23 protein-coding genes and 2 pseudogenes are annotated in these 26,153 nt (G+C 62.4%); 14 read left to right on the forward strand and 11 right to left on the reverse strand.

What is annotated here, in order from left to right:
* Positions 1–66 precede the first annotated feature (66 nt).
* From AC1DLT_RS08665 to AC1DLT_RS08715, 11 genes are all read left to right on the forward strand, one after another.
* Positions 67–396 (forward strand): STAS domain-containing protein, encoded by a 330-nt coding sequence (locus AC1DLT_RS08665; protein WP_477484037.1) that lies wholly within the window; start codon positions 67–69, stop codon positions 394–396.
* Positions 393–761: a response regulator gene (locus tag AC1DLT_RS08670; protein WP_038547692.1), complete on the forward strand. Its 369-nt coding sequence runs from the start codon at positions 393–395 to the stop codon at positions 759–761. The genes AC1DLT_RS08665 and AC1DLT_RS08670 overlap by 4 nt, the downstream gene beginning before the upstream one ends.
* Complete coding sequence (locus tag AC1DLT_RS08675) at positions 758–2,779, forward strand: chemotaxis protein CheA (protein ID WP_247031881.1); 2,022 nt, start codon at positions 758–760, stop codon at positions 2,777–2,779. The genes AC1DLT_RS08670 and AC1DLT_RS08675 overlap by 4 nt, the downstream gene beginning before the upstream one ends.
* On the forward strand, positions 2,776–3,291 hold the full coding sequence (locus tag AC1DLT_RS08680; RefSeq protein ID WP_038591915.1) for a chemotaxis protein CheW: 516 nt from the start codon (positions 2,776–2,778) through the stop codon (positions 3,289–3,291). The genes AC1DLT_RS08675 and AC1DLT_RS08680 overlap by 4 nt, the downstream gene beginning before the upstream one ends.
* Positions 3,292–3,315: 24 nt before the next feature.
* A complete protein-coding gene (locus AC1DLT_RS08685; protein WP_477486472.1) occupies positions 3,316–5,022 on the forward strand; it encodes a methyl-accepting chemotaxis protein in 1,707 nt (568 codons plus the stop codon).
* A 186-nt stretch (positions 5,023–5,208) separates the two neighbouring features.
* On the forward strand, positions 5,209–7,020 hold the full coding sequence (locus AC1DLT_RS08690; RefSeq protein ID WP_477486473.1) for a methyl-accepting chemotaxis protein: 1,812 nt from the start codon (positions 5,209–5,211) through the stop codon (positions 7,018–7,020).
* 174 nt (positions 7,021–7,194) lie between these two features.
* Positions 7,195–9,120: a methyl-accepting chemotaxis protein gene (locus AC1DLT_RS08695; protein WP_247135968.1), complete on the forward strand. Its 1,926-nt coding sequence runs from the start codon at positions 7,195–7,197 to the stop codon at positions 9,118–9,120.
* The gene (locus AC1DLT_RS08700) at positions 9,120–9,611 is read left to right on the forward strand and encodes a chemotaxis protein CheW (protein ID WP_038547675.1); all 492 of its coding nucleotides are present in this window, start codon (positions 9,120–9,122) and stop codon (positions 9,609–9,611) included. The genes AC1DLT_RS08695 and AC1DLT_RS08700 overlap by 1 nt, the downstream gene beginning before the upstream one ends.
* A 38-nt stretch (positions 9,612–9,649) precedes the next feature.
* A complete protein-coding gene (locus tag AC1DLT_RS08705; RefSeq protein WP_038547672.1) occupies positions 9,650–10,513 on the forward strand; it encodes a CheR family methyltransferase in 864 nt (287 codons plus the stop codon).
* Between the two features lie 3 nt (positions 10,514–10,516).
* Positions 10,517–11,599: a protein-glutamate methylesterase/protein-glutamine glutaminase gene (locus AC1DLT_RS08710; protein ID WP_477486474.1), complete on the forward strand. Its 1,083-nt coding sequence runs from the start codon at positions 10,517–10,519 to the stop codon at positions 11,597–11,599.
* A 116-nt stretch (positions 11,600–11,715) separates the two neighbouring features.
* A complete protein-coding gene (locus AC1DLT_RS08715; protein WP_038547666.1) occupies positions 11,716–12,420 on the forward strand; it encodes a ParA family protein in 705 nt (234 codons plus the stop codon).
* Here AC1DLT_RS08715 and AC1DLT_RS08720 read toward each other — a convergent pair whose 3' ends face one another.
* The 9 genes from AC1DLT_RS08720 to AC1DLT_RS08760 form a co-directional block, all read right to left on the reverse strand.
* Positions 12,421–13,467 carry an NAD(P)-dependent alcohol dehydrogenase gene (locus tag AC1DLT_RS08720; protein WP_477486475.1) on the reverse strand — a complete coding sequence of 349 codons (1,047 nt, stop codon included), beginning with the start codon at positions 13,465–13,467 and terminating at the stop codon, positions 12,421–12,423. It lies immediately after the preceding gene.
* 74 nt (positions 13,468–13,541) lie between these two features.
* Positions 13,542–14,282, reverse strand: a complete 741-nt coding sequence (locus tag AC1DLT_RS08725) for an SDR family oxidoreductase (RefSeq protein WP_477486476.1) — start codon at positions 14,280–14,282, stop codon at positions 13,542–13,544.
* Between the two features lie 91 nt (positions 14,283–14,373).
* On the reverse strand, positions 14,374–14,814 hold the full coding sequence (locus AC1DLT_RS08730; protein WP_247031871.1) for an aconitase X swivel domain-containing protein: 441 nt from the start codon (positions 14,812–14,814) through the stop codon (positions 14,374–14,376).
* Positions 14,814–16,085, reverse strand: a complete 1,272-nt coding sequence (locus tag AC1DLT_RS08735; protein WP_436111386.1) for an aconitase X — start codon at positions 16,083–16,085, stop codon at positions 14,814–14,816. The genes AC1DLT_RS08730 and AC1DLT_RS08735 overlap by 1 nt, the downstream gene beginning before the upstream one ends.
* A 10-nt stretch (positions 16,086–16,095) precedes the next feature.
* Positions 16,096–17,433 carry an FAD-dependent oxidoreductase gene (locus tag AC1DLT_RS08740; protein WP_477486477.1) on the reverse strand — a complete coding sequence of 446 codons (1,338 nt, stop codon included), beginning with the start codon at positions 17,431–17,433 and terminating at the stop codon, positions 16,096–16,098.
* Positions 17,434–17,627: 194 nt separating this feature from the next.
* Positions 17,628–18,536 carry a LysR family transcriptional regulator gene (locus tag AC1DLT_RS08745; protein ID WP_477486478.1) on the reverse strand — a complete coding sequence of 303 codons (909 nt, stop codon included), beginning with the start codon at positions 18,534–18,536 and terminating at the stop codon, positions 17,628–17,630.
* A 118-nt stretch (positions 18,537–18,654) separates the two neighbouring features.
* On the reverse strand, positions 18,655–20,262 hold the full coding sequence (locus AC1DLT_RS08750; protein ID WP_477486479.1) for an acyl-CoA dehydrogenase family protein: 1,608 nt from the start codon (positions 20,260–20,262) through the stop codon (positions 18,655–18,657).
* A gap of 6 nt (positions 20,263–20,268) precedes the next feature.
* A complete protein-coding gene (locus AC1DLT_RS08755) occupies positions 20,269–21,030 on the reverse strand; it encodes an SDR family NAD(P)-dependent oxidoreductase (RefSeq protein ID WP_477486480.1) in 762 nt (253 codons plus the stop codon).
* Positions 21,027–22,883: a feruloyl-CoA synthase gene (locus AC1DLT_RS08760; RefSeq protein ID WP_477486481.1), complete on the reverse strand. Its 1,857-nt coding sequence runs from the start codon at positions 22,881–22,883 to the stop codon at positions 21,027–21,029. Before AC1DLT_RS08760 ends, AC1DLT_RS08755 begins: the two co-directional genes overlap by 4 nt.
* 133 nt (positions 22,884–23,016) lie before the next feature.
* Here AC1DLT_RS08760 and AC1DLT_RS08765 point away from each other — a divergent pair, with 133 nt between their 5' ends.
* Genes AC1DLT_RS08765 through AC1DLT_RS08775 form a run of 3 tightly spaced genes read left to right on the forward strand, consistent with a single transcriptional unit; the run spans position 23,017 to position 25,180 of the window.
* Positions 23,017–23,811, forward strand: a complete 795-nt coding sequence (locus AC1DLT_RS08765) for a crotonase/enoyl-CoA hydratase family protein (RefSeq protein WP_038547642.1) — start codon at positions 23,017–23,019, stop codon at positions 23,809–23,811.
* A gap of 12 nt (positions 23,812–23,823) precedes the next feature.
* Positions 23,824–24,279, forward strand: a complete 456-nt coding sequence (locus AC1DLT_RS08770) for a MarR family winged helix-turn-helix transcriptional regulator (RefSeq protein WP_038547639.1) — start codon at positions 23,824–23,826, stop codon at positions 24,277–24,279.
* A gap of 25 nt (positions 24,280–24,304) precedes the next feature.
* Positions 24,305–25,180 (forward strand): amidohydrolase family protein, encoded by an 876-nt coding sequence (locus AC1DLT_RS08775; RefSeq protein ID WP_038547636.1) that lies wholly within the window; start codon positions 24,305–24,307, stop codon positions 25,178–25,180.
* Here the strand turns inward: AC1DLT_RS08775 and AC1DLT_RS08780 are convergent.
* Positions 25,177–26,009, reverse strand: a pseudogene (locus AC1DLT_RS08780) (substrate-binding domain-containing protein); the annotation flags it as partial. The gene AC1DLT_RS08775 and the pseudogene AC1DLT_RS08780 overlap by 4 nt on opposite strands.
* Before the next feature lie 13 nt (positions 26,010–26,022).
* Positions 26,023–26,153: pseudogene (locus AC1DLT_RS08785) on the reverse strand (IS3 family transposase); the annotation flags it as partial.

The following is a 26,153-nucleotide window of genomic DNA, read 5'->3' on the forward strand; positions in this document are numbered from 1 at the left end:
CATTAACGATGCAAGTCCACATTCGGCCAGCTATTTCAGCGTTTTCGGAATTATATTGAGGTAAGAATGCCTGCTTCCGATGTTCAAGAGGATTACTTTCGCCCGCCGCAGAACCTGACTGTTCGCACGATTGCAACCGTGCAGCGGGAAATGCTGCAGTTTCTGGACAAAACCGCGTCCGCAACCATCGAACTCGACGATGATTGCCAAGTGGACATCAGCTTCATTCAACTCATGGAAGCGGCGCGCATCTACGCCGTCGCAGCCGGAAAGCAAATCGCGTTAGCCCGTCCCGCCAGCGGCCCAACGCTCGATGTCTTGAAGCGCAGCGGCTTCCTCGACGGGATGTCCGCTGAAGACCTGAAATTCTGGCTTCATCAAGGGGGTATTCAATGAGCGCCAGCATCTTAACAGTCGACGATTCCGCCAGCATCCGGCTGACGACGCGCGTCGCCCTCAGCAATGCCGGATACCAGATCACGGAAGCAGTCGACGGCATGGACGGCATCGCCAAGCTTAGCGCCAGCCAGTTCGACCTGATCGTCACCGATCTCAACATGCCGAACATGGACGGCCTGACGATGATCCGGGAACTGCGCAAGATGCCGGCCCATATGGGCGTTCCGGTCATCTTCCTGACGACGGAATCCGACAACGACATCAAGCAGGAAGCCAAGGCCGCCGGTGCCACCGGTTGGCTCACCAAGCCCTTCGACCCGGAAAGCCTGGTCAAGATCGTCCGAAAGGTACTCGGCAGATGAGCTTTCCCGATCCTATCGCGGTTTTCAGGACAGAAGCTGCCGAGCTTCTGGAACAGATCGAAGCAGGGCTTCTCGACCTGAACGTAAACCTCGGCGACAAGGATCAGGTGGACGCGGTCTTCCGCGGACTCCACACTTTGAAGGGATCGGGAGCCATGTTCGGCTTCGATGCCCTGGCTGCTTTCACCCATCATTGCGAGACGGCGTTCGACCGCGTCCGCAAGGGCGAAGTTCCTGCAACGCAGGAGCTGGTCACGGCGGTTCTCGAGGCCAAGGATCACATGCGTGCCCTGGTCGACACGCCGAATGGCGACCATGAGGCGACTGGCGAAGCGCTTCTCGCCAGTCTGCGCGCTGCCGTCGATGGCGCCAACAACGCCGGTTCTTCCGGCCCCGCCAAAACTGCTCCGGGCCAGAACCATTTCAAGATCCGCTTCAGCTTGCCGCAGAACGCAATGGCAAACGGCACCAATCCGCTGCCGCTTCTCGACGAACTGCGCGAGCTCGGCGAGTGCCGGATCGTGGCAGACCGCTCTGCCATCCCATCGCTCGACCTTCTCGCGCCGACCGATCTTTATGTCTCCTGGGAAGTCGAGCTTCTGACCACCCAGCCGCGGTCTGCGATTGACGACGTATTCATCTTCGTCATGGACGAGATGCAGCTCGAAGTCATAACCGTCGAGACTTCGGTCGCCGCCAAGGCACCGGCCAAGACGGAAGCCCCGGTTACGGCATCGCAGCCCGCCGCGGCACCCCAGCCTGCGGCGGCACCGGTTGTCGTCCTGCATGCGGCTGCACCTGCGCCGATCGCTGCAGCTCCCGTCGAGACGAAGCAGAACAAGGCGTCCGAAAACGTCCGTGTGCCCGCCGAAAAACTCGACGAGCTGATGGACCGGGTCGGCGAACTCGTCATCGCCCAGTCGCGCCTCAGCCAACTTGCAGGCGGCAGCGGCGATCTGCAGCTGCGGGCCGTCTCGGAAGATGTGGAACGCCTTTCAGGCGAGCTGCGCGATACGATGATGGTGCTGCGCATGGTACCGGTCGCGCACCTCTTCAGCCGCTTCCGCAGGCTGGTGCACGATCTTTCGCATGAAACCGGCAAGACGATCGAACTGGTCACCGAGGGCGAAAGCACGGAAGTCGACAAGAGCGTCATCGAACGCCTGGCCGATCCGCTGGTGCATCTGGTGCGCAACTCCTGCGACCACGGTCTCGAGACCCCCGAGGAACGGCTTGCCGCCGGCAAATCACAAGCGGGGCATATCTTGCTTTCCGCCCGCCAGCAGGCCGGCGAAGTCATTATCACTATCAAGGACGACGGTCGCGGCATCAACCGCGAACGGGTGCGCGCCAAGGCGGAATCCTCCGGCCTCATCCCGCCGAATGCCAGCCTCACCGATCAGGAACTCTACCAGCTGATCTTCCACCCCGGCTTCTCGACAGCCCAGACGGTCACCAACCTTTCAGGCCGCGGTGTCGGCATGGATGTGGTCAAGCGGACCATCGATGCACTCCGCGGCACGATCAACGTTGCAAGCCATCCTGGCGAAGGTTCCGAGATTTCGCTGGCGATCCCTCTGACGCTCGCGATCATCGACGGACTGCTCGTGCGGGTCGGCGACGGCCGTTATGTCATTCCGCTTTCGGCGGTAGAGGAATGCCTCGAACTCTCGATCGAAGAAGACATGCGCTCACGCGGCCGCAGCTTCATCTCGCTGCGCGACAGCCTCGTGCCATTTCTCAGGCTTCGCGATCTGTTCCGCACCGGCACGAAGCCCGATCCCTTCCAGAAGGTGGTCGTCATCTCGACAGGTTCCGAACGGGTCGGCCTGGTCGTCGACCAGATCATTGGCGATCACCAGACGGTCATCAAGGGCATGTCGAAACTGCACCATGACGTCGCCACTTTCTCGGGTGCGACCATCCTCGGCGACGGGGACGTGGCGCTGATCCTCGACGTCGGTCATCTGGTGGCCGAGGGGCAACAACAGGAGGCGCATCTGCGCGCGGCCGGATGAACGAAGCAGTCAGAAAGATTTCTCAGGACCTTTGGGGCGGCCGCGACGAGCTGGAAGTCCTGACATTCGACATTGCCGGCGAAGTTTTCGCGCTGGAAGCCTTCATCGTGCAGGAGATCCTCGATCTTCTGCCGGAGACCATGGTTCCGGGCGCCAAGGCCTTTGTCGGCAGCGTCATCAACTTCCGCGGCAAGGTCATCCCGCTTGCCGATATCCGTCTCGCATTCGGCATGGAAGCGACCAAGCCGACGATCGACAGCCGCATCATCGTCATCTCGATCGAGATCGACGGCGAATCGGTTCTGACGGGCATCCGCACGGACAAGGTCCACGAAGTGACAACGCTGCTTCGCACCGCCGGCGAGCCACCGCCGAGCGTGGGGATGCGCTGGCGACCAGATTTCATCGATTGCCTCGTCAAGCGGGGGGCGGAATTCATCATCCTCCCGAACCTCCAGGTGATCTTCTCCGCCCAACACGACCATTCCGCGACCGGGGCCTCCCACGGTTGATCACCCTTTTGATGGACTCAAAAAATGCACGCTTCAATCAAATTTAAGCTGGCTTCAGCATTCGGTTTCATCATCATCATGCTGTTGGCGACTGCTACCTATGGCATTTTCAGCCTCGGCAGCCTGAACGACACGCTCGAAAATGTGCTGCAGGGGCCAGCCCTGCGACTGAAACTTGCCCAGAACCTGAACAACGAGCAGCTTCAGCAGATCCGCCAGCAGAAGAACCTGCTTCTGGCGGCGAATCCCGGCGAGATGCAGGGATATATCGCGAAAAGTGACGAGGCCCGCCGTGTATTCGACGAGACGCTCAAGGCGGTTGAAGCCCGTGCGACGGAACAGGGCAAAGTCCTTTGGGGCAAGCTCTCCGCCTTCACAGCGGAATTCCGCAAGCAGGATGACCACATCCGCACCCTGATGCTGGGTGGAGATACAAGCTCGGCACTGCGTATTTCAACCGCTGAGGCACGCACCGTCACCAACGAGATCGATGCTTTGCTCTCCGACGTGGTCAAACTCGAAGAAGGCCGGCTCGACGACGCCAACAAACAGTCGGATGTGGATTATGCTCAGACCCGACTGATCATGATCTCGGTCGCGGCAACCGCTTTCCTGATCGCCTTGCTGGCCGCCCTCTGGATCGCCCTTTCGATCAACAAGGGCCTGCGCAATGCGATCGGGGCAGTGCAGAACGTCGCCGACGGCGACCTGACCCGCTTCGCCGCCATCTCCAGCAGGGACGAGATCGGTGAACTGCTCGGCTTCGTCAACACCATGATCGAGCGCCTGCGCGGCGTCGTCGGCGATGCGCTCGCCGCTTCCGACAACGTCTCCTCGGGCAGCCAGGAACTGTCGGCAAGTTCGGAACAGCTGAGCCAGGGCGCCACCGAACAGGCCTCGTCGGCCGAAGAAGCATCCGCCTCGATGGAGCAGATGGCGGCCAACATCAAGCAGAACGCCGATAACGCCGCCCAGACGGAAAAGATCGCCCGCCAGTCGTCGCGTGACGCCGAAGCGTCGGGCCAGGCGGTAGGACGCGCCGTCCATGCAATGCGCACGATCGCGGAAAAAATCTCGATCGTCCAGGAAATCGCCCGTCAGACCGACCTTCTCGCTCTGAACGCCGCGGTCGAAGCCGCCCGTGCCGGCGAACACGGCAAGGGCTTCGCGGTCGTCGCCTCGGAAGTCCGCAAGCTTGCCGAACGCAGCCAGGCTGCCGCCGCTGAAATCAGCGCGCTTTCGGGCGAGACCGTGCAAGTCGCAACCGAAGCCGGCGAGATGCTCAACAAGCTGGTGCCGGACATCCAGAAGACGGCGGAACTTGTGTCGGAAATCTCCGCCGCTTGCCGTGAGCAGGATGTCGGTGCCAGCCAGATCAACGAAGCGATCCAGCAACTCGACAAGGTGACCCAGCAGAACGCCGGTGCCTCGGAAGAAATGTCGGCGACTTCGGAAGAACTTGCCTCGCAGGCAGAAGAACTGCAGGCCTCGATCGCCTTCTTCCGGGTGGATCAGTCCGGCAGCAAACAGGCCAAACAGGCAAAGCGCGCTCCGGTCGCCTCCACCGCCCGCAAGCCGATGGCAAAACCCACGCAGGCACGCGCTGCGGGACAACACCACAAGGGCGACCATTCGGTCCTCAGCCAGCAAGCCCGCGCCAAGGGTTTTGCCCTCGACATGTCGATGGGCGGGCCGGATGCCGATGACGCGGACTTCCGCGAAAGCGCCTGAGGGAACTGAACCGATCCCGGATTGACAGGAATTCGGGATCGTCTCTTGCATGTAGGCGGGAGAATATCCGGGCAACCGGACTATCGCAGAAGGGTGAATGTATCGGTCTTCTCGTTTTCAACCGCGTCCCCCCGCCTGGAGGGACGCATCGACTGATGCACTTCATTGCCTTGAGGGGATAGGGCTATGCGATTTACGATCAAAGCCAAACTGACATTGGCCTTCGGCTTTCTTGTCAGCATGCTGGTTGGTACGGCCGGCTACGGAATATATAGCCTTGGCGCCGCCAATGAGGCCATGACTTACGTCACGGACGTCGCGGCGACGCGGCTCGATAAAGTCCAGCAGATGAACATCCTGTCGCTCAATCGCATCCGCGCGCAGAAGAACATGCTGCTTGCCACCTCGCCGCAGGAGATCGAAAAGTTCCTCGGCGACGGCGACAAGCTGGAGTTGCAGTTCATCACGCTGCTGAACGAACTGGCTTCGACCGCATCGGCAGACCAGAAGCCGTTCTGGGATGAAACGCGCGGTCTCGCGACGACCAACCAGGCTGCGAACGACAAGGTCGATGCCGCCGCCAAGCGCGGCGACATGCAGCAAGCACTCGCTCTCTCGGCTGGAGAAAGCCGCAAGGCGATCACCGAACTCTCCGCGCAGCTGGATGAATCCGTCCAAATCAATCGCGACCGGATGCAGAAGGCCAATGATGAAGCCGAAGCCACCTATTGGACCACGCGCAGCCTGATGATCACAATCGCGGTCGTTGCCGTCATTACGGCAGCGGCGACAGCGTTCTGGATCGCCCTGGGCATCGGCAGAGGCCTTACCAAGATCATGGGCGTCGCCCGGGCCGTGTCGATCGGCGATCTCAATCAGAACGTCGAAATCAAGACAAATGACGAGATCAAGGATCTGGTCGATACCATCAACACGATGACGGCCAACCTGCGCAACACGGCGACCATTGCCGATCAGATCGCTAATGGTGATCTGACCGTTTCACCGAAACCGCTCTCCGACAAGGACACGCTCGGTCTTGCGCTTGAAAGCATGGTGGAACGCCTGCGCGGCGTGGTTGGCGACGCTCTTTCGGCGGCGGACAATGTCTCTTCGGGCAGCCAGGAACTGTCGGCCAGCTCGGAACAGCTGAGCCAGGGCGCCACCGAGCAGGCCTCATCGGCTGAAGAAGCTTCCTCTTCGATGGAGCAGATGGCAGCCAACATCAAGCAGAATGCCGATAACGCCGCCCAGACGGAAAAGATCGCCCGCCAGTCGTCGCGTGACGCCGAAGCGTCGGGCCAGGCGGTAGGACGCGCCGTCGGCGCCATGCGCACGATTGCCCAGAAGATCTCGATCGTCCAGGAAATCGCCCGCCAGACCGACCTTCTTGCTCTGAATGCTGCGGTGGAAGCCGCCCGTGCCGGCGAACACGGCAAGGGCTTCGCGGTCGTCGCCTCAGAAGTCCGCAAGCTTGCCGAACGTAGCCAGGCTGCCGCCGCCGAAATCAGCGCGCTTTCGGGCGAGACCGTGCAGGTCGCCACCGAAGCCGGCGAGATGCTCAACAAGCTGGTGCCGGACATCCAGAAGACCGCCGAGCTGGTCTCGGAAATCTCCGCCGCCTGCCGTGAGCAGGATGTCGGTGCCAGCCAGATCAACGAAGCGATCCAGCAACTCGACAAGGTGACCCAGCAGAACGCCGGCGCCTCGGAAGAAATGTCGGCGACTTCAGAAGAACTCGCCGCTCAGGCGGAAGAACTGCAGGCCTCGATCGCCTTCTTCAAGGTCGAACGGGCGGGCGCAAAAGCGCGGCCGCAGCCGGGAGCCAAGGCTCACACAACAGCAAAGCCTAGCCCAAAACAGCCGTCTAAGGCTCCCGCGCCCCGTCCGGCCGGCCATTCCGTCGCAGCTCAGCAGTCACGCGCCAAAGGATTTGCTCTCGATCTTTCGATGGGCGGTCCCGACGGCGATGACGACGACTTCCGGGAAAGCGCCTGAGCGCTCACCCCAACCAATGAGCGGGGCCGTCAGGCGGCCCCGCGATAGCCAGCGTTATTGCGTTGGTGCGAGCAACGAAACGACTGCCGTTAGGAAGTATCCTGATCGTGAGGCTTTCTCGATCGCATCCGAGATGAAGCATTCCCCGACCTGAAGGATTTCGGAGACCTTAAAATGCGGTTTACTATCAAATTGAAGCTGGCATTCACCTATGGCTTGGTCATAGCGCTGCTAATCGGCGTGGCGGGCTTCGGAATATACAGCTTGTCCAACCTGAACGACGCGATCGGCAAACTGATCGCTGGGCCGGCGGCGCGTTTGGAAACCGCGCAGGACCTGGGCAATATCCAGCTTCGCCTGACCCGGGCGCAGCTCAATATGGTAAATGCAAGCAATCCCAAGGACTTCGACACCTATGCCGAAGCCAGTGACCGTAACCAGCAGAACTTCAAGACGATACTTGAGAAACTTGCCGGCCTTGCCTCTACAGAGGAAGGCAGGCAGGCTTGGAGAGATGTCGGCCTCAAGTTTCAGCAGATCGTGACTCTCGACACCCGAATCCGCGATCTTGTCAAGGCCGGCAAGTCCAACGAAGCGGTCGTGATCATCGCAGGCCAAGGCCGAGAGCTGATCGACGAGATCGAAAGCGCCATCGACAAGCGCGTCCAGGCCGCAAAGAACCAAATGGCTGCAACGGATCAGGCCACGGACGAACAATACAACAGCACGCGTAATCTTGTCCTCGCCATCGCCTCTCTGGCAACGATCGTGGCGATCGCCGCCGCCCTCTGGATCGCTTTCGGCATCAGCCGAGGCCTGAAAAAGATATCCTTGATCGCCAATGCCGTGGCGATCGGAGACCTCAACCAGAAGGTCGAGGTCAAGACCAATGACGAGATCAAGGACCTCATCGATACGGTCAACGTGATGACCGGCAATCTCCGCAATACGGCGGCGATCGCCGAGCGTATTTCCGAGGGCGACCTTTCGGTCGATGCCAAGCCGCTTTCCGACAAGGATACGCTTGGGCTCGCCATGCAGAGCATGGTCGCCAATCTGCGGACCACGGCGCACGTGGCCGACCAGATCGCCAATGGCGACCTGACCATTTCGCCAAAGCCACTCTCCGAGAAGGACACGCTCGGTCTTGCGCTGCAGAGCATGGTGGAACGTCTTCGAGGTGTCGTGGCCGACGCGCTTGCAGCGTCAAACAACGTCTCTTCGGGCAGCCAGGAACTGTCGGCAAGTTCGGAACAGCTGAGCCAGGGCGCCACCGAGCAGGCCTCATCGGCTGAAGAAGCCTCCTCTTCGATGGAGCAGATGGCAGCCAACATCAAGCAGAACGCCGATAACGCCGCCCAGACGGAAAAGATCGCCCGGCAGTCGTCGCGTGACGCCGAAGCGTCCGGCCAGGCCGTCGGACGCGCCGTCGGCGCCATGCGCACGATTGCCCAGAAGATCTCGATCGTCCAGGAAATCGCCCGCCAGACCGACCTTCTTGCTCTCAACGCCGCGGTCGAAGCCGCCCGTGCCGGGGAACACGGCAAGGGTTTTGCGGTCGTCGCTTCGGAAGTCCGCAAGCTTGCCGAACGTAGCCAGGCTGCCGCCGCCGAAATCAGCGCGCTTTCGGGCGAGACCGTGCAGGTCGCCACCGAAGCCGGCGAGATGCTCAACAAGCTGGTGCCGGACATCCACAAGACCGCGGAACTCGTGTCGGAAATCTCCGCCGCCTGCCGTGAGCAGGACATCGGTGCTTCGCAGATCAACGAAGCGATCCAGCAGCTCGACAAGGTGACACAGCAGAACGCCGGCGCCTCCGAACAGATGTCGGCGACTTCAGAAGAACTCGCCGCTCAGGCGGAAGAACTGCAGGCCTCGATCGCATTCTTCAAGGTCGAACGGGCCGGGTCCAAGCAGCGAAACCAGCCGGCCCCGACCGCCAAGCCCGCACCGGCGAAGGCCAAGACCCAGCCGCCGGCCAAGGCTTATTCGGCCGGCCACTCGGTGACCGCACAACAGGCCCGCGTGAAAGGTTTTGCCCTCGACCTGTCGATGGGCGGCCCGGACGCGGACGATGACGATTTCAGGGAGAGCGCGTAATGGCAGTCATATCCTCCGAATCCCAATTCGTGACCTTCAGCCTCGGCGACGAGATTTTTGCGGTCCCCGTCGAGGTGGTCCGCGAGATTCTCGACCACGAGGAACCCTTCAAGATCCCACACGGCCCGGAATACCTGCTCGGCCTGCGCGATGTGCGCGGACAGGGCGTGCCTGTGATCGACCTTCGTCTTCGCCTTGGCATGACGAGGACGGTTAAGACGCCACATACGCGCATCCTGGTGCTCGACGTCCCGGTCGCCGATCGCGTCCTGGTGCTCGGCCTCGTCGCAGACCGGGTCTTCGAGGTCGTGCCGTTTCGCAAGGAACAGATCGAGACGGCACCGGATATCGGCGTGCGCTGGCGCTCCGATTATATCGCCGGCGTGGTGCGGCGGGAGAGCGGTTTCGTCGTCGTCGTCGATCTTGCACGGCTATTTTCGGATTCCGGATCGGCTCTCGCCGATGTGGGGCCGCAGTCTCAGGTCGCATGACGGAATTGGCATAACCGAATAGGTTCTTGTACGGGGGCATGTGCGTGAATGCAGCAATGAGAAGCCAGCCGCTCGATGATCGGCTGAGCAAGCGCAACTTCGATCTGCTTTCGAAGTACATCTACGACTATAGCGGCATCAAGATGCCGCACAGCAAGATGACGATGCTGGAGGGGCGGCTTCGCCGGCGCCTGCGGGTCACGGCCATGCCGACCTTCGACAGTTATTGCGACTATCTGTTCAAGCACGGCGGCATTGAAGCGGAGTCGATCTTCCTCATCGATGCGGTGACCACCAACAAGACCGATTTCTTCCGCGAGCCGAAGCATTTCGACTACATGGTACAGACGGCGCTGCCGGACATCCTGAAGACCTATGCCGACCGGCGCATCCGCACCTGGAGTTCCGCCTGCTCGACGGGCGCCGAACCCTATACGATGGCCATGGTGCTTTCTGAATTTCTGAGTTCGTCGACGCCGGAACGCGACTATTTCGTGCTTGCTACCGATCTTTCGACCGACGTGCTGCAGAAGGCCCAGCGCGGCATCTACCAGAGCGATCTCCTGGCACCCGTTCCGGCAGACATGATGAACAAATATGTCATGCGGCCGTCCGACAAGCGGCGGCAGGAGATGCGAATTTCGCCGAAACTGCGCTCCCGCGTCGGTTTCGCCCGGCTGAACCTGATGGACGAGGCCTATCCCATCGGCGATCCGATGCACATGATCTTCTGCCGCAATGTGCTGATCTATTTCGACAAGCCGACTCAGCAGCACGTGCTGTCGCGTCTTTGCGAAGCCCTGCTTCCGGGAGGCTATCTGTTCATCGGTCACTCGGAAACCGTGACCGGCTTCGATCTGCCGATCCGGCAGGTGGCAAATACTGTGTTCAAGCGGGTATGAACCATGACCGGCAAAATTCGAGTTCTGATCATCGATGACTCAGCCAGCGTCCGCCAGACCCTGACGGCCGTCCTGTCGGCGGATCCGGATATCGAAGTCATCGGCGCAGCCAGCGATCCCTTCATGGCGGCGCGCAAGCTGCGCGAGGAAATTCCCGACGTCATCACGCTCGATGTGGAAATGCCGCAGATGGACGGCATCACTTTTCTCCGCAAGCTGATGGCGCAGCATCCCATCCCGGTGGTGATGTGTTCGTCGCTGACCGAAAGCGGCTCGGAAACGCTGATGCAGGCGCTTGAAGCGGGCGCCGTCGACGTTATCCTGAAACCGAAGATCGGCGCGGCCGACCACCTCGCCGAGTCCGGCGAAAGGATCCGCACCGCGGTCAAGGGAGCCGCACGCGCCCGCGTCGGCCGGCTGCGTCCGTCACGCATTTCCGAAGGCGGCGCGACCGCCAAGCTTACGGCCGATGCGATGCTTCCGCCTCCCAGGCTCGGAGCCATGGCGAAGACCACCGAAATGGTCGTCTGCGTCGGCGCCTCGACCGGCGGAACCGAAGCTCTGCGCGAACTTCTCGAAGCCCTGCCGGCCAATTCTCCGGGCTTGGTCATCGTCCAGCATATGCCGGAAAAGTTCACCGCCGCCTTCGCCAAGCGTCTCAACAGCCTTTGCGAAGTCGAGGTCAAGGAAGCAGCCGAAGGCGATCCGGTACTGCGCGGCCATGTGCTCATCGCCCCCGGCGACAAACATATGCTGCTCGAACGGCGCGGCGCGCGTTATGAAGTCTCGGTCCGCTCGGGTCCGCTCGTCAGCCGCCATCGCCCTTCCGTCGACGTGCTGTTCCGGTCCGCCGCCCGCTCGGCCGGCGCCAACGCGATGGGCGTGATCATGACCGGCATGGGCGACGATGGCGCCCGCGGCATGAACGAGATGCATCAGGCGGGAGCCTATACGGTGGCCCAGGACGAGGCGTCGTCGGTGGTCTTCGGCATGCCCAAGGAAGCCATCGCCCATGGCGGCGTCGACAAGGTCGTGTCGCTCGAACAGATCGCCCGGGAAATTCTCGCCGCCGATCGCCGCCGGTAAGATCTGGCAACGGATTTTTCACGTCTCGTTAACCATGTTTGGCAAGAATGGGGCAACGCATCATGAGGGTGCGGTGAGAGAGCAATCTTACGCTCGTAGCCGGACAGGGACCCAAGATGCCAGTCATTACCTTTGCCAACACCAAGGGCGGAGCGGGCAAGACCACCGCTGTGCTCCTTCTTGCAACAGAACTCGTTGAGCAGGGCTACCGCGTTACGATCCTGGATGCCGATCCGCAATACTGGATCACCCGCTGGCACATGCTCTCGCCGCATAACGACAAACTCAACGTCATTTCCTACGTGACGCAGGCCTCGATCGACCGGCATATTTCTGAAAACCGCCACAAGACCGATTATTTCGTGCTCGACCTTCCCGGCGCGCAGAGCCCATTGCTCGCCAAGGCGATCGGCCTTTCCGACCACGTGCTGATCCCTATCCAGGGCTGCGCCATGGATGCCCAGGGCGGTGCAAACGTGCTGGAACTGCTGCGCTATCTCGAAGAAAAGGCCAATCTTCACGTGCCGCACTCGGTCGTGCTGACCCGCGTCAACTCGATGGTCACCACCCGTGCGCTGCTGGCGGTGAAGATGCTGCTTGCCGAGCGCAAGGTCGAAGTGCTGGACACGCCGATCATCGAACGCGCCGCCTTCCGCGACATCTTCGATCTCGGCGGCACGCTCTACACGATGGACGAAAACCGCATCAGCAATCTCGACAAGGCCCGGCAGAACGCCCGCCTGTTCGCGCTCGAAATGCTCCGCCGCGTGCCGCTTCACAAGCCGGCATCGCTTTCGAAGCGCTTTACCCGCGCCGCCTGATCAGGCCTTGCCGCTCAGCACGATCTGCAGCTTGACGTCCGATGGATGTCCCGCTGCGGCCCGCTCGAAGGCCTTGATCGAATCCTTGAAATCGAAGACGCCGGTGATCAGCGGCTTCAGGTCGACCTTGCCGGACGCGATCAGTTCCAGCGCCCGGTCGAAGATGTTGGCGTAACGGAACACGGTCTCGAAGCGAACCTCCTTGGAGATGGCGCCTGCGACATCCAACGGCACCGGCTCGACCGGCAGGCCGACCAGCACGAAGGCGCCGCCGGGCCGCACCAGGTCCAACATGCCGGCATAGGCCCTCGGGCTGCCGCTCGCCTCGAACACGACATCCGCGCCCCAGCCGCCGGTCGCTTCGGCGATGACCTCGGCAAACGGCCGTTCGGTGATGTTGACGGGGATGATGCCCGGGTACTGGCCGGCGATCTTCAGCTTGTCGGGGCTCAGATCCGAGATGAAGACGCGGGCGCAACCGCCCGCGAGTGCCGCCAATGCCACCATGATGCCGATCGGGCCGGCACCGATCACCGCACCGACGTCGCCGGGCTGGATGCGGGCGCGGCTGGCGGCCTGCATGCCGATCGCGAACGGCTCCACCATGGCGCCTTCGGCAAAGGAAACATTGTCCGGCAGCTTGTAGGTGAAGGCCGCAGGGTGGATGACTTCCGGCGTCAGCACCCCGTGGATCGGCGGCGTCGCCCAGAAACGGACATCTGGATCGACGTTGTAGAGACCGAGCTTGGAAGCGCGGGACGAAAGGTTCGGCACGCCGGGCTCCATGCAGACGCGGTCACCAACCTTCAAGGTCTTCACCTCGCTGCCGACCTCGACGACGATGCCGGCCGCCTCATGGCCGAGCACCATCGGCTCGCGCAGAACAAAGGGCCCGATCGCGCCGTGGGTGTAATAATGAACGTCGCTGCCGCAGACGCCGACCGTATCGATGGCGATCTTCACGTCGCCCGGCCCGACCTCGGTCGGAAGATCGATTTCCCTCAACGAGAGGATGCCTTTTTTCTCGAGCACCAGTGCCTGCTGCATGGGATGTTTCCTTCCGATTATTTTCTGACGCTGGTCGAGCTTGCGGGCAAGATCAAGGCGGCCGGCGGCCGATCTCAGCCGCGGCCGGCGTAGGGCATGCCGTTTGCCATCACCGTCATGAACAGGACATTGGCCTCCAAAGGCAATCCGTCCATATAGAGCACCGCATCGGCCACGTGTTTCGGGTCCATGACCGGCTCCACGGCAGTCGTCAGATCGGCTTGCAGCGCGCCTTCCTTCATTCGCACCGTCATCGGCGTGTCGGCATTGCCGATATCCACCTGACCGCAGACGATGTTCAGCGGCCGCCCGTCGAGCGCGATCTGGCGGGTCAGACCGGTAATGGCGTGTTTGGTGGCGGTATAGGCGGCTTGGTACGGGCGCGGCACATGGGCCGAAATCGAGCCGTTGTTGATGATCCGCCCGCCGCCCGGGCTCTGCCGCCGCATCATCCCGAAGGCCGCCCGAGCGCAATAGAAGGCGCCATTGAGGTTGAGGTCGATGACGGCGCGCCAGGTTTCAAGCGGCAATTCGTCGATCGGAACGGCCGGCGTGCCGCGGCCGGCATTGTTGAACAGAAGATCGAGACGACCATAGGCCTCCTGCGTCGCCGCAAACAAGGCGTCGACGGCGGCCGGATCGGTGACGTCCGTCGGCACGACGAGCGATTCCCCGCCGGCCAGTTCCGCCGTACCCCGCAACTCGCTCTCGCGCCGGCCGGCAAGCACGGTCCTATAACCTGCGTTCAGAAGCCCGATGGCGACGGCCCTGCCAACACCCGAGCCCGCGCCGGTTACGATCGCTACTTTCGACATATCCACTCCTCCTTGTCCGTTTCGCCGCATCTTATAGTCGGCGATCGGCATGGCCGTCGAGTGGGCAGGCCTGCGAGAGCGAACATCGCTTTCAGGATTTCTTGGTCACGGTCACCGTGCCGGCATCGGCATCGACAACCACCCAGTCGCCGGTCTCGATCACTGATAGCGGGTCCTGATCGAGCTCGGTGATCGCCGGAACGCGGGTGACGACGGCGCCGAGCGCAATCTTGGTAGTCATCCGCGTAAAGATCATCGCCGCTGGCTGGACGCCATTGAGCCGCGTCATATGGAAATAGGCCGACCAGCCGGACGAGCCCTTGGCACCCGGAAAGACAAGTATCTTTCCAGCGAAGGAGACGCCGCGCATTTCGTGCCGACGCTCGATGACCGTGCCGGTGCGCTCGTTGATACCGCCCCAGCCGGAGATCGTCTCGGTCGTGACAAGCGCCTCGCCCTCGGCGCGGCCGGCCACCACCTTGCGGCCCTTGAGCTCGATGGTTCCGGGTTTTGCTTCTGTTACGATATCCATCAGGCTCTCCCGTTCCACTCGCCCGTCAAGGCGGCATCGACGCAATCGCTGACCGAGCCGAACCAACCCTGCACGCCGGTGATCGCCGGCAGGTAGTGCGCCTGCTTGGCGGAATCGGTAGCGATGACCTTGGTCCCAGCCGGCAGCCGGCGGGAAATGGCGGGACAGGTGTCGCTCATGACGACCCCGCCGGCTTCGCGGATGACGTCGATATAGCCGTTGCGCTCGGCGACCTGCTTGATCGCCCGCGGCGTGTGCACCCAGAGCTGCACATTCGAATGGATCTTTTTGTTCTCCAGCATGTGGGCGATCAGGGCCATCTGGTCGATGGAATTGTGCGGACAGCCGAGCATGATGAAGTCGACCTTTTTCTCGGTCGAGCTCTGCAGTTTCTCATAGGTCTCGCGCCGCTCCTTGGCGCCGTAGCGGAACGTGCCCTTGACCTTGCGGCCGCCGAAGGCTTCCTCGATGCTGTCCGCTTCCGGGGTGATGCCTGGAATATGGTACATCTCAACACCGCCGGACGAGGCGGCGGCGGCGCCGAAATGCTTGAGCTTGATGAGGTCGGGTTGGCGGCCGGCGCCCTTCAAGACAGGGATCTCCTCACCGATCACCTCGCCGATGTAATAACCGAGCAGGCCCCAATCCATCATGTCGTCGACCTCGATATCGAGCTCGACCAGATGGGTGCCGCGGCGGTTTTCGGTGATGTGGAAACCCCAATAGGGAATGCGGCCGGTGAGCGCCGCGGCGCCGGTGCTTTCCTTGCCCTCGACATTGGTGCGGGCGCCGAGCACTGAATTGCAGTAGATGACGGCGGACGATTCCATCCAGGCGCAGTGTTCGCCCTTCACCGGCACGTTGCCCACCTGATAGGGCGTGCAGGTGGCGAACATGTTGACGCCGCGCCGCCCCAGGTACTTCTCATTGGCGCGCTGCATGTCCACCAGCGCCTTGTCGACGCCCTGCAGTTCCCAATTGTCGTTGTCGATGCCGGTGATCAACTGACAGGTATGCGCCACCATATGCGGCACCTCGACGACTTCGTCGCTATCGAGGTTGAGCTCGGAATAGACGTGCTCCATGCCCTTTTCGGCAATCGCCTGCACCGAGGGGGTCGAGGCGTTGAAGGCGCCGGCGACATTGTTGGTCTCGACCAGCCGTTCGGCACCTAGCGCTTCGCCGTAACGAACCAGCAGGTCCATGGCGCGCGCCTTGGCGCGGCCGTGCTCGCCGTCATACATCGCCTTTTCGTGATCCGTCAGGTTCATCGCATCCTCCTCACGATGCGGCGCGCATTTTCGCGTCGGCCCACCGATAATGCTTCTTTTCGACGTTGTCGGAAACCCGCTCGCGCAATGCATCGCGATCGATCTGGTGTACGCTGCCGGTTCCGGCAAGGTCGAGCGCGTTGGCGGCCGCCATGCCCATGGCGATGCACGGCCCCATGACCCGGATGCTCGAAAGTGCTGCCGAATCCGCATCGACGCAGCGGCCGGCCGCGGCGATATTGTCGCACTCGTCCGGCGTCAGGCTGCCAAGCGGAATGTAGTGGGCATGCTCTTCGTCGAAAGTGATCCAGTGGTGGCCGTCGCCATGGTCATGCAGCTCGATCGGCCAGGCGGTGCGGGCAACCGCGTCGTCGAACTTGGTGCCGGCCCTGATCTCGTCAACCGTCAGGTGATGGCTGCCGGCGATCCAGCGGGTCTGGCGGATGCCCGGCAGGCCGAAGGAGCGGATGCGGGCATTGCCGAAACATTCCGGGAATTCCGCTTTCAGGAATTCCACGGCGCGGGCCGCCTGGTCCTTGCCTTCGAGCGCCTTCCTGGAAGCCTCGACCGGATCGAGCGGGGTTTCCACATGGGTCATGTTCATGGCGGCAATGCCGCGGCCGGGAATGGTGAAGCCGAGGCCTTCGCGGCGTAGCAGGCCGTAGCTTGCCGCCTTTTCCTTCATTCGGTCGCCGATTTCGTAGCGGGTCGGCTGCCTGGCTTCGTCGATATTTTCCAGCACCACCATCTGGGTGCCGAAAACGCCGCCTTTTTCCGGCTGACGGCAGGCAAAACCGGCTTGCCAGACGAGCGCCGCATCACCGCTCGCCTCCACCCAGCCGGTCGCCTCGATCGAGACGCCGCCATAACGGGTCATGAAATCGGTCTGGACGACGCGCCGGCCTTCGACATGCACGTCGAGAATCTGCGCACCGAGCACGACCTCGATGCCGGCGTCCAGAATGCTACTCTCCATCCAGCGGCCGAGGACGACTTCGTCGTAATAGACGACCGTGGTGTTCGGCCCGTGGCGGTAATAGATCGACCGGTCCTGGCTTTCGAGATGGGCGAGCAACCTGTCGGCGATGCCATAGGTGAACTGGTAGCCATGCGTGCCGTTCGAAAACAGGCCGCAGAACGTGGCGATGATCGAGTTGACCGCCTGCCCGCCGAGCGCTGCCTGGCCATCGACGATCACCACCTTGCGACCGAGCTTCGCGGCTTCAAGTGCTGCGGAAATGCCGGCGATGCCGGCGCCGACGACGCAGATATCCGCCTTGAGCTTGCGGAATGGCGCCGACTTCTCGCGCCGGACAATCCGCGTTTCCCTGCTCAGCGTCTCCGCCATCGAACCCTCCCATACAGCCTGCGCCCTCCCGGCGCTCTGGCCACGATCGTAACCCAAGCCGCCTCGCCTTGAACCCGGCAAGTGATGCGATCAGCTTTCTTGTTTCGAGAAAGGTCCCGCTGGATTTCAGCGGTTTGGCGTCAGCGAAACGCGAGCGTGGAGGTGGACAGCTGCGGGTGCGTCCGGATTTCTCCTCAGAACATCGGAATGACCTGATCCGGCACCCCTTCCGAAAACCGCTTCTGCACGTAGGATATGAACTCTGACACCACGACCTTGTTCATCTTGATCCTGGGCACCGACGCCTTGACCCAGAGCGGCTCGACCGGAAACTCCGGCATCACCTCTTCGAGCGCGCCGCTATCGAGATCCGACCGAGCGAGGAACCTCGGCAGGATCGCCAGTCCCAGTCCCTGACGGGCAGCCGCGAGCAGGACCCGGCTGTCGTTGGCCGTGAAATTCGAGGTGATCTCCACGTTGATCGTGCTCGTCTCCATCTGGAAGATCCAGGTCGTGCCGATCGTGTGGAAGGTGATGCATTCGTGGCCGACGAGTTCGGTGGGCGTCCTCGGCCGCTTGCGGCCCGCCAGATAACCCCGCGATGCGCACAGCACCCGCGGATAGGGACAAAGCGGATGATCGATCACATAGGCGTAGGATTGCGGCAGGGCGCCGATCGCCACGTCGAACCCCTCTTCCAGCGGATTAACCGAGCGGTCGATCAGCACGATCTCCATCTTCACCCGCGGATTGGCGGCCTGGAACGCGGCGCAAATATCTCCGAAGAACATCGAGGTCAGCGTCGTCGGCGCCTTGATGCGCAGCGACCCCGTCAGGCCCAACTCGTGAGTATTGGGCGTCGCCAGCGTCTCCTCGATCTCGCCGACCAGAAGCTGTAGACGGGGCCTCAGCCGCTCGCCATCCAACGTCAGGGCCAATCGTCTTGTGGTGCGCACGAAAAGCTGGGTATTGAGGTGCTCTTCGAGCCGCTTGACGCGCTTGGTGATGACCGAAGTCGCGACGCCCAAATCACGGCCGGCAGCGGAAAAACTGCCGGCGCGGGCGGTCGCCAGGAACGCACCGATATCGAGAAGTATGTTCACTGTCTTTCTCGTTTCGAGAAAAAATCCGAGCCGGTATCACACGCATATTTTCCGGGGTTTCGCAACTCCCGCCGCGTTCCACAGCCGGCTTCCTATTTGCCTGATCATCCTCCGTGGATCAGCCGCAACGTGCGCTATGGAAATCGAACTCCGCAGCCAGTCTCCGGACCGCACCGGTTTCCGAGATGCGCAATGCCATCCATATGGACACCGCCGACCAGGCGGCCCGCATATAGCTGTCGGCGCGGTAGAGGGCGGTATCCGGGTCGCTCTGGAGCGCCGTCATCCGCCCGCTCAAGAGTTCGAAACCATCGAGGGCCGCGAGAGCCAGTTCCGAAGCCTGCGGATGTTCGGCGATATAGGCATCGATCTCGTCGCGTGCCCTCTCCAGGAAAAGCGCGGCTCCCCGCCCCTCGTCGCGCCAAAGGCGGCGGGTCAAAAAATCCAGCGCCTGCATGCCCGTCGTGCCCTCATAGATGGTCATGATGCGGGCGTCGCGAAGATATTGTTCGAGCGGCCAATCCCGGGTGTAACCGACGCCGCCGAGCACCTGGATTGCCGCATTCGCCGTCTCGAACCCCGCCGCCGCGCCAAAGTTCTTGATCAGCGGCAGCATCCAGCCGGTGAAATCCTCCAGCCCGGATTCGGGCTCCAGCCGGGCGATATCCATGGTCGTGGCAAGTTCGAGAATGGCGGCGCGCAGGATTTCCGTGGAGCTGCGGATTTCTTGGAGCTGGCGCTGCACATCCGGATGGCTCGATATCGGTACCGGCGGCTGGTCCGGCCGTCCGCCCTGGCGGCGCTCCTTCGCATAGTCTTCGGCAATATCGGCCGCGGCGGACGCGATGCCCAGCCCCTGGCAGCCAGTGAGCAGCCGCATCAGCTCGATCATGGTGAAAAGCTGCGGCAGGCCGCGCCCCTCCTTGCCGAGCATGATGCCCCGGGCATTGTCGAACTGCATGGCACAGGTGGGAGAGCCGTGCAGGCCCATCTTCTCCTCGATTCGATCGACCGAAACCCCATTCGGCTGACCATCGATGAGGTTCGGCACCAGAAACAGGCTGATGCCGCGCGTGCCCGGCTGATCGTTGGTACGGGCGAGCAGGCAGTGGCCGATGCGGTCCGCCATGTCGTGATCGCCGAAGGAGATCCAGATCTTCTGGCCGGTGATCAGCCATTCGCCATCGCTGAGTTCGGCCTTCGTGCGCAGCCGACCGACGTCGGAACCCGCTTCCGGTTCGGAAATGCAGATCGTCGCCGCCCATTCGCCGGTGCTAAGCTTCGGCACCCATTCGTTTGCGGTCGCTTCGTCGGCGGCTTCCGCCAGAAGATGGGCCGCCGCACGGGTCGAGCCGGCCGCCATCATCAGCGCCACGCAGGCGCGCTCGAACAACGGCGCGCAGGCGGCATGCAATGTCAGCGGAACGGCCTGGCCGCCGAATTTCTCGGCTACGTCCATGCCGAGCCAGCCAGCCTCGGCATATTGCCGGAAGGCGTCGGAAAAGCCATCCGGCGTCCTCACCCGACCGTCGACCATCCTCGCACCGATCCGGTCGCCCACCGCATTCAGCGGCGCCAGCACGCCCTCGGCGAAACTCGCCGCCTCCCCGATAATCGCGGCAACCGTCTCGTCGTCGCAATCTTCACGGAGCTCTTTCAGCCGGTGCCAGCCCGGCGTCAGAGCCAGGATGTCCAGCGTTCGGTCGGCCTGATCCGCAAACGACATCGCCGGTCACCGCGGCTGCATGCGCAGTGCGCCGTCGAGCCGGATCACTTCGCCGTTGACATACTGGTTCTCGATCACGAACCGCACCGCGTCGGCAAACTCGCCGGGATCGCCTAGCCGAGACGGATAGGGGATCGCGCTGGCAAGGCTGTCCTGGGCTTCCTGTGGCAATTCGTAGAGCAGCGGCGTCAGGAAGATGCCGGGTGCTACAGTGTTGACCCGTACGCCGAAGCGGGAGAATTCGCGCGCCGCCGGCAAAGCCAGCGAAACGATGCCGCCTTTGGAGGCCGCATAGGCCGCCTGACCGATCTGTCCCTCGAAAGCGGCGACCGACGCCGTGTTGACGATGACGCCACGTGCCTTGTCGTCGCGCTCGGGCAGGCCAGACATGCGATCGGCCGCAAGCCGCATCATGTTGAACGTACCGATCAGGTTGACGCGGATGACCCGCTCGAAATCGGCAAGCGGCATCGGGCCATTTTTGCCGACGATGCGCCCCGCCGTGCCGATGCCGGCGCAGTTGACGAGGATGCGCAAGCCGTCACCGGCCTTCGCCGCAACGTCGAGCGCCCTGGCCGCATCGTCCTCGCTGGTCACGTCGCCCGAAAGCGCCACGCCGCCGATCTCGGTCGCGACCTTTTCGGCTGCAGCCTGGTTGCGGTCGAAGACATGCACCACGGCCCCAAGTTTCGCGAGCAGCCGTGCCGTCGCCTCGCCGAGCCCCGATCCGCCACCGGTGACGACGGCGCTTGTTCCTTCGATCCTCATGCCGCCAGCTCCTTGCCGACCCGGATGACGCCCGACGCATCCGCATACAGTTCCTCGACGAGATCACCACGATGGGCGAGCACGGCGCGCTGGTTGATCGAACCCTTGTCGGTCACCTCGCCCTTCTCGAAACGCAACGGCTGGGTCATCAGCATCATGCGCATGACGCGCGTTGCCGAACCGCTCGACTGGCGCTGATGTTCCTTCAGCCGCTCGATGATCGCCGCCCTCACCTTCGGATGGGCAACCACCGCCTCGTCGGAAAGGGCAGTGTCGCCGCCGATCAGTTCGCGCAGTGCCGGCATGAAAGGAACCGCCAACGCCCCGAGCTCGGCCCGGTTCTCGCCGGTGATGACCGCATCGCGGATCAGCCCGCCGAACTGGTTTACCAACTGTGCCCGCAACACGCCGACCGCCACCCAGGTGCCGGTCTGCAGCTTGAAGTTTTCGGCCGTGCGGCCGTCGAAATAGAACCCCTGGCGCGGATCGCCGGGCACGGCGAATTTCACTGCGTCACCGATCCGATAAAAGCCTTCCTCGTCGAAGGCTTCTTTCGTCAGCTTTTCGTTTCGCCAGTAGCCTGGGGTGACGTTCGGGCCCTTGAGGCGCAGTTCGTATTTGTCGTCGATCGGCACCAGTTTCATGGTGACCCCCTGGCCGGGGACGCCGATATTGCCGGGCTTTTCCTGCGGTTCGGTGCAGAAGATCGCGAACGGCGCGGTCTCCGTCGAGCCGATGCCGGTGCCGAGCGGCACCCGTTCGCCAATCGTCATTTCGGAAAGCTCGATCAGCGCATCCCAGGTATGCTGCGCCATGCCGGCGCCGGCATACATCAAGAGCTTCAGGTCCTTGAAGAAGGTCTTGCGAAGCCCCTCGTCCTCGCGCATCGCCTGGATCAGCATTTCATAGCCGGCCGGCACGTTGAAATACCAGGTCGGCGAGATTTCCCTCAGGTTGGCGATCGTCTGGGCCATCAGCGCCGGGCTCGGCTTGCCGCGGTCGATATAATAGGTGCCACCGTTATAGATGGCGATGTTGAACACCTTGTTGCCGCTGGCGGTATGGTTCCAGGGCGCCCAATCGACCAGAACCGGCGGCTCGTCGCGGAAATAGGAATAGCAGTCGGTGACCATTTCCTGGTTGGAGCAGAGCATGCGCTGGGTCTGGATCACCGCCTTGGGCGAGCCGGTCGTGCCCGAGGTGAACAGGAATTTCGCAACCGTATCCGGCCCGACTGCGTCAAAAGCCTTGTCCACGGCCACTGTCGGCTCGGTCTTGAGGATGTCGTCGAGGAGATAAGTGCAGGACCGGCCCTCGGGCAGGTTACGCATCCCCGCAAACGGAATATCCGCCCCGAAAGCCGTATCGACCGCGTTGCGGAAAGCAGCCGCGTCGTCGGCGAAGATCAGGCCGGGGGTGATCTGCCTGGCGATGTCGTGCAGCTTGGAAAAGTCCGAGGAGATGGTCGCATAGGCGGGTGCAATCGCCGCCGACGGGATGCCCACATGCTGGGCGCCGAGCGCCATCAGCGCATGTTCGATCGAGTTTTCCGAAAGGATGACGAGCGGATTTTCGGCCGAGAGCTTCATGTCCAGCAGGAACTGACCGATGCGCCGCACGTGATCCAGCGCCTCAGCAAAACTCACCCTGCGCCACTCGGCCGTCCCTTCGCGATCCGCCATCCAGGTGCGGTCGGGTGCGGTTTTCGCCCAGTGGACCAGCCGCTCGTTGAGCTTGTCGGGATAAGGTCCGAGCGGATCCTCACGCCAGACCACGAACTCGCCGTTCGGCCGTTCTTCCCAGCCGACCACAGGCGACCACAGCTTCACGTCACGCACAGGTTTTCCGCTCATGACTTCTCCTCCCAGACGTCAATGCTCCCTATCGGGCTCCCAAAATTTGTTTACAAAGAAACAATCTCCCTGTAAACGATCAAAAACTGATGACGGGCTGGGGAGCGTCCGTTGCTGGAGGAGAATGCATAAAATGGCCGATCATACGGCAACCAGCTTCGTGACCTATGAGCTCAAGGGCAATGTTGCCCATATAGGTCTCAATCGTCCGGAAAAGCGCAATGCGATCAGCGACCGTTTCGTTGAAACGATCGCCGAGACCGTGGCGCGCGCCGAAAGCGAGGCGAAAGCCGTCGTGCTGTTCGGCCATGGCGATCACTTCTGCGCCGGGCTCGACCTTGCCGAACACGTCAAGAAAACGCCGATCGAAGGCGTGCGCGGTTCGCGCCGCTGGCATGCGGTGTTTGCCGGCATCGAACATGGCACGATCCCGTGGATTTCAGCCCTGCATGGGGCGGTGGTCGGCGGTGGCCTCGAACTGGCGTCCGCCACGCATATCCGGGTTGCGGACAAGTCCGCCTTTTTCGCCCTGCCGGAAGGCCAGCGTGGCATCTTCGTCGGCGGCGGCGGCTCGGTGCGGGCCGCACGGCTGATGGGCGTCGCCCGCATGACCGACATGATGCTGACCGGCCGCGTCGCTTCGGCGGAAGAGGCCGAGCGCTGGAACCTTGCCCAATACGTCGTAGAAAAGGGCATGGCCCGGCAAAAGGCGCACGAGCTTGCGGAAGCAGCCGCCAGCAACGCCGAAATTTCCAACTATGCGGTGCTCAACGCATTGCCGCGGATCCAGGACATGGCCAAGGAAGACGGGCTTTTCGTCGAATCCTTCATCGCCTCCTTCACCGCCACCAGCCCGGAGGCCGAAGAGCGTCTGCGCGCCTTCCTGGAAAAACGCGCTGCGCGCTTGAAGGCGCCGGGCTCGGCATAAGGGGGAACGCCCATGGACATGCCGATCCGCACCGCAGACGAGGTCGAACTCGACCGGCTCAATTCTGCGCTCGGTTTCCTGATGCGGCTGGCGCAGCTCAAGATCTACGAGCGTTTTTTCGAAGAGGTCGGCGAACACAATCTGAAGCCGGGGGAATTCTCCGTGCTTTGGGTCATTCTCCACAATCCCGGCATCCGCCAAAGCGTGCTCGGCCAACGGCTGATGATCAAGCGGGCTCATATGACCAAGCTGATCCGGGCGCTGGAGGATCAGAACCTCGTTTCTCGGAAGGTGCCGGATGGCGATCGCCGCGCCGTGGAGATCACGCTGACGCCGGAAGCGGTGACAAGGGTGAAGCAGGCGAGCCAATGGTTCTTTACCTACGAGGAGTCGGTCGGCGCCAACCTTACCGGTGACGAGCGCCAACAACTGACGTCCCTGCTGCGGAAATTCGTAGGCCTGGGCTGAATTTAAGGATCGGGAGGAGCGAACCTTGAACATCGACGAGCTGATCGCCATCGACGTCCACACCCATGCGGAAGAGCCCTGCTGCGGCCCGCGCGACGACGGCTACGACCAATTCCAGGCCGGCATGGCCAAATATTTCAAGAACCCGGCCGGCCATAAGGGCATGCTGCCGACGGTGAACGAAACCGCCGTCTATTACCGCGAACGCAAGATCGGCTGCGTGATCTTTCCGGTCGATGCCGAGCGCGAGACCGGTTTCCGGCGTTACAACAACGAAGAAGTGGCGATGATCGCCGCCGAAAACAGCGACATCATGATCCCGTTCGCGTCGATCGACCCCGCCAAGGGCAAGATGGGCGCCCGCGAGGCGCGCCGGCTGGTGCGGGAATTCGGCGTCAAGGGTTTCAAGTTCCACCCGACCATGCAGGCCTTCTATCCGAACGACCGGATGGCCTACCCGCTCTACGAGGCGATTGCCGAAGAGGGTGCGATCACGCTGTTCCATACGGGCCAGACGGGCGTCGGCGCCGGCATGCGCGGCGGCATGAACATGCGGCTCAAATATTCCAACCCTATCTATCTGGACGACGTGGCAGCGGACTTTCCCGACATGCCGATCATTCTGGCGCATCCCTCCTTCCCTTGGCAGGAAGAGGCGCTTTCGGTCGCGACCCACAAGCCGAACGTCTATATCGACATGTCCGGCTGGTCGCCGAAATATTTTCCGGCCATCCTGGTGCAATACGCCAACTCGATCCTGAAGCACAAAATGCTGTTCGGCTCGGACTGGCCGGCGATCACGCCGGACCGCTGGATGGCGGATTTTGCCGCTATCTCGATCAAGGACGAGGTGCGGCCGCTGATCCTCAAGGAAAACGCCCGCAAGCTGCTGAAGCTTTAAACCGGGACGAAACTCTTTCGCACCACCAGTTCGGGGATCACCCGCTCGTAACCTGGCGAAGCGTCCGGGTTTTCAAGGCGCCGTTCGAGAAGCTCGACAGCCCGAAGCGCCATGGTGACCGGGTCCTGGCGGAAGGTGGTGAGGCCGTAGCTCAGCCATGCCGCTTCCGGCACGTCGTCGAAGCCGATAACCGCCACATCCTCCGGGATGCGCAGCTTCTTCTCGATGCGGATGAAATCCATCAGGCCGAAGGCGATCTGGTCGTTGGCGCAGAACACCGCGTCCGGGCGTTCGCCACCGGCAAACAGCTCGCGGGCGGCGGCGATGCCGCTGTCGTAATCGGAATCGGGCCCGCCGGCGGAGCGGACCTCGGCGCCGAGCGCCAGCGCCGCCGCCGTGAAGGCATTTTCGCGTTCGACGATGCTCGGCGTCCCCGATTGCGAACCGACGACGGCGAGGTGCCGACGGCCGGCATCGAAAAAGGCATTGGCAGCCTTGCGGGAGGCCTCGGAATTGCCGGCGCGGACATGATCGGCATCCGGTTCCGAACGGCCGATCACCACCAGCGGCTGGCCGTTGCGCTGGGCGAGTTCGAGAAGCTTGCGGGCGGCGAACCGGAGAGGATGATCGTCGCCTCGGCGCGGTGGCCGATCAGCATTTTCTGGGCAGCCAGCAATTCCTCTTCCGCCTGTCCGGTATTGATGAGGATCGGGATGCTGCCACGCTGGATCAGCGCTTTGGCCAAAGCCGCGGTCAGATGGGCGCGAAAGCCGAGTTCCGGCTTGGTGGCGACGATGCCGACAAGGCGGCTCTGGTTGGCGAGCTGACCTGCCACTGAACTTTCATCCAGCGGCGGTTAGAGCCTCGGCGGCTTTGAATATGCCAAATGGCGCGGTTTGAGCAACCGGCGGAAACGCGAAGCTTTCATCTTGCGCAGCGTTGGAACCGGTTGCGGCGATGGTCCCGGCATAGT

Source organism: Neorhizobium sp. 05N33 (genome assembly GCF_056397445.1).

What these genes read in the sequence shown, in the direction of transcription:
- AC1DLT_RS08665 (WP_477484037.1), top strand. Translation starts at nt 67, where the DNA reads ATGCCTGCTTCCGATGTTCAAGAGGATTACTTTCGCCCGCCGCAGAAC.
- AC1DLT_RS08680 (WP_038591915.1), top strand. Translation starts at nt 2,776, where the DNA reads ATGAACGAAGCAGTCAGAAAGATTTCTCAGGACCTTTGGGGCGGCCGC.
- AC1DLT_RS08725 (WP_477486476.1), bottom strand. Translation starts at nt 14,282, where the DNA reads ATGTCGAAAGTAGCGATCGTAACCGGCGCGGGCTCGGGTGTTGGCAGG.
- AC1DLT_RS08690 (WP_477486473.1), top strand. Translation starts at nt 5,209, where the DNA reads ATGCGATTTACGATCAAAGCCAAACTGACATTGGCCTTCGGCTTTCTT.
- AC1DLT_RS08755 (WP_477486480.1), bottom strand. Translation starts at nt 21,030, where the DNA reads ATGAGGATCGAAGGAACAAGCGCCGTCGTCACCGGTGGCGGATCGGGG.
- AC1DLT_RS08720 (WP_477486475.1), bottom strand. Translation starts at nt 13,467, where the DNA reads ATGCAGCAGGCACTGGTGCTCGAGAAAAAAGGCATCCTCTCGTTGAGG.
- AC1DLT_RS08695 (WP_247135968.1), top strand. Translation starts at nt 7,195, where the DNA reads ATGCGGTTTACTATCAAATTGAAGCTGGCATTCACCTATGGCTTGGTC.
- AC1DLT_RS08670 (WP_038547692.1), top strand. Translation starts at nt 393, where the DNA reads ATGAGCGCCAGCATCTTAACAGTCGACGATTCCGCCAGCATCCGGCTG.
- AC1DLT_RS08685 (WP_477486472.1), top strand. Translation starts at nt 3,316, where the DNA reads ATGCACGCTTCAATCAAATTTAAGCTGGCTTCAGCATTCGGTTTCATC.
- AC1DLT_RS08770 (WP_038547639.1), top strand. Translation starts at nt 23,824, where the DNA reads ATGGACATGCCGATCCGCACCGCAGACGAGGTCGAACTCGACCGGCTC.
- AC1DLT_RS08710 (WP_477486474.1), top strand. Translation starts at nt 10,517, where the DNA reads ATGACCGGCAAAATTCGAGTTCTGATCATCGATGACTCAGCCAGCGTC.
- AC1DLT_RS08760 (WP_477486481.1), bottom strand. Translation starts at nt 22,883, where the DNA reads ATGAGCGGAAAACCTGTGCGTGACGTGAAGCTGTGGTCGCCTGTGGTC.
- AC1DLT_RS08705 (WP_038547672.1), top strand. Translation starts at nt 9,650, where the DNA reads ATGTGCGTGAATGCAGCAATGAGAAGCCAGCCGCTCGATGATCGGCTG.
- AC1DLT_RS08675 (WP_247031881.1), top strand. Translation starts at nt 758, where the DNA reads ATGAGCTTTCCCGATCCTATCGCGGTTTTCAGGACAGAAGCTGCCGAG.
- AC1DLT_RS08750 (WP_477486479.1), bottom strand. Translation starts at nt 20,262, where the DNA reads ATGTCGTTTGCGGATCAGGCCGACCGAACGCTGGACATCCTGGCTCTG.
- AC1DLT_RS08700 (WP_038547675.1), top strand. Translation starts at nt 9,120, where the DNA reads ATGGCAGTCATATCCTCCGAATCCCAATTCGTGACCTTCAGCCTCGGC.
- AC1DLT_RS08715 (WP_038547666.1), top strand. Translation starts at nt 11,716, where the DNA reads ATGCCAGTCATTACCTTTGCCAACACCAAGGGCGGAGCGGGCAAGACC.
- AC1DLT_RS08730 (WP_247031871.1), bottom strand. Translation starts at nt 14,814, where the DNA reads ATGGATATCGTAACAGAAGCAAAACCCGGAACCATCGAGCTCAAGGGC.
- AC1DLT_RS08765 (WP_038547642.1), top strand. Translation starts at nt 23,017, where the DNA reads ATGGCCGATCATACGGCAACCAGCTTCGTGACCTATGAGCTCAAGGGC.
- AC1DLT_RS08740 (WP_477486477.1), bottom strand. Translation starts at nt 17,433, where the DNA reads ATGGCGGAGACGCTGAGCAGGGAAACGCGGATTGTCCGGCGCGAGAAG.
- AC1DLT_RS08735 (WP_436111386.1), bottom strand. Translation starts at nt 16,085, where the DNA reads ATGAACCTGACGGATCACGAAAAGGCGATGTATGACGGCGAGCACGGC.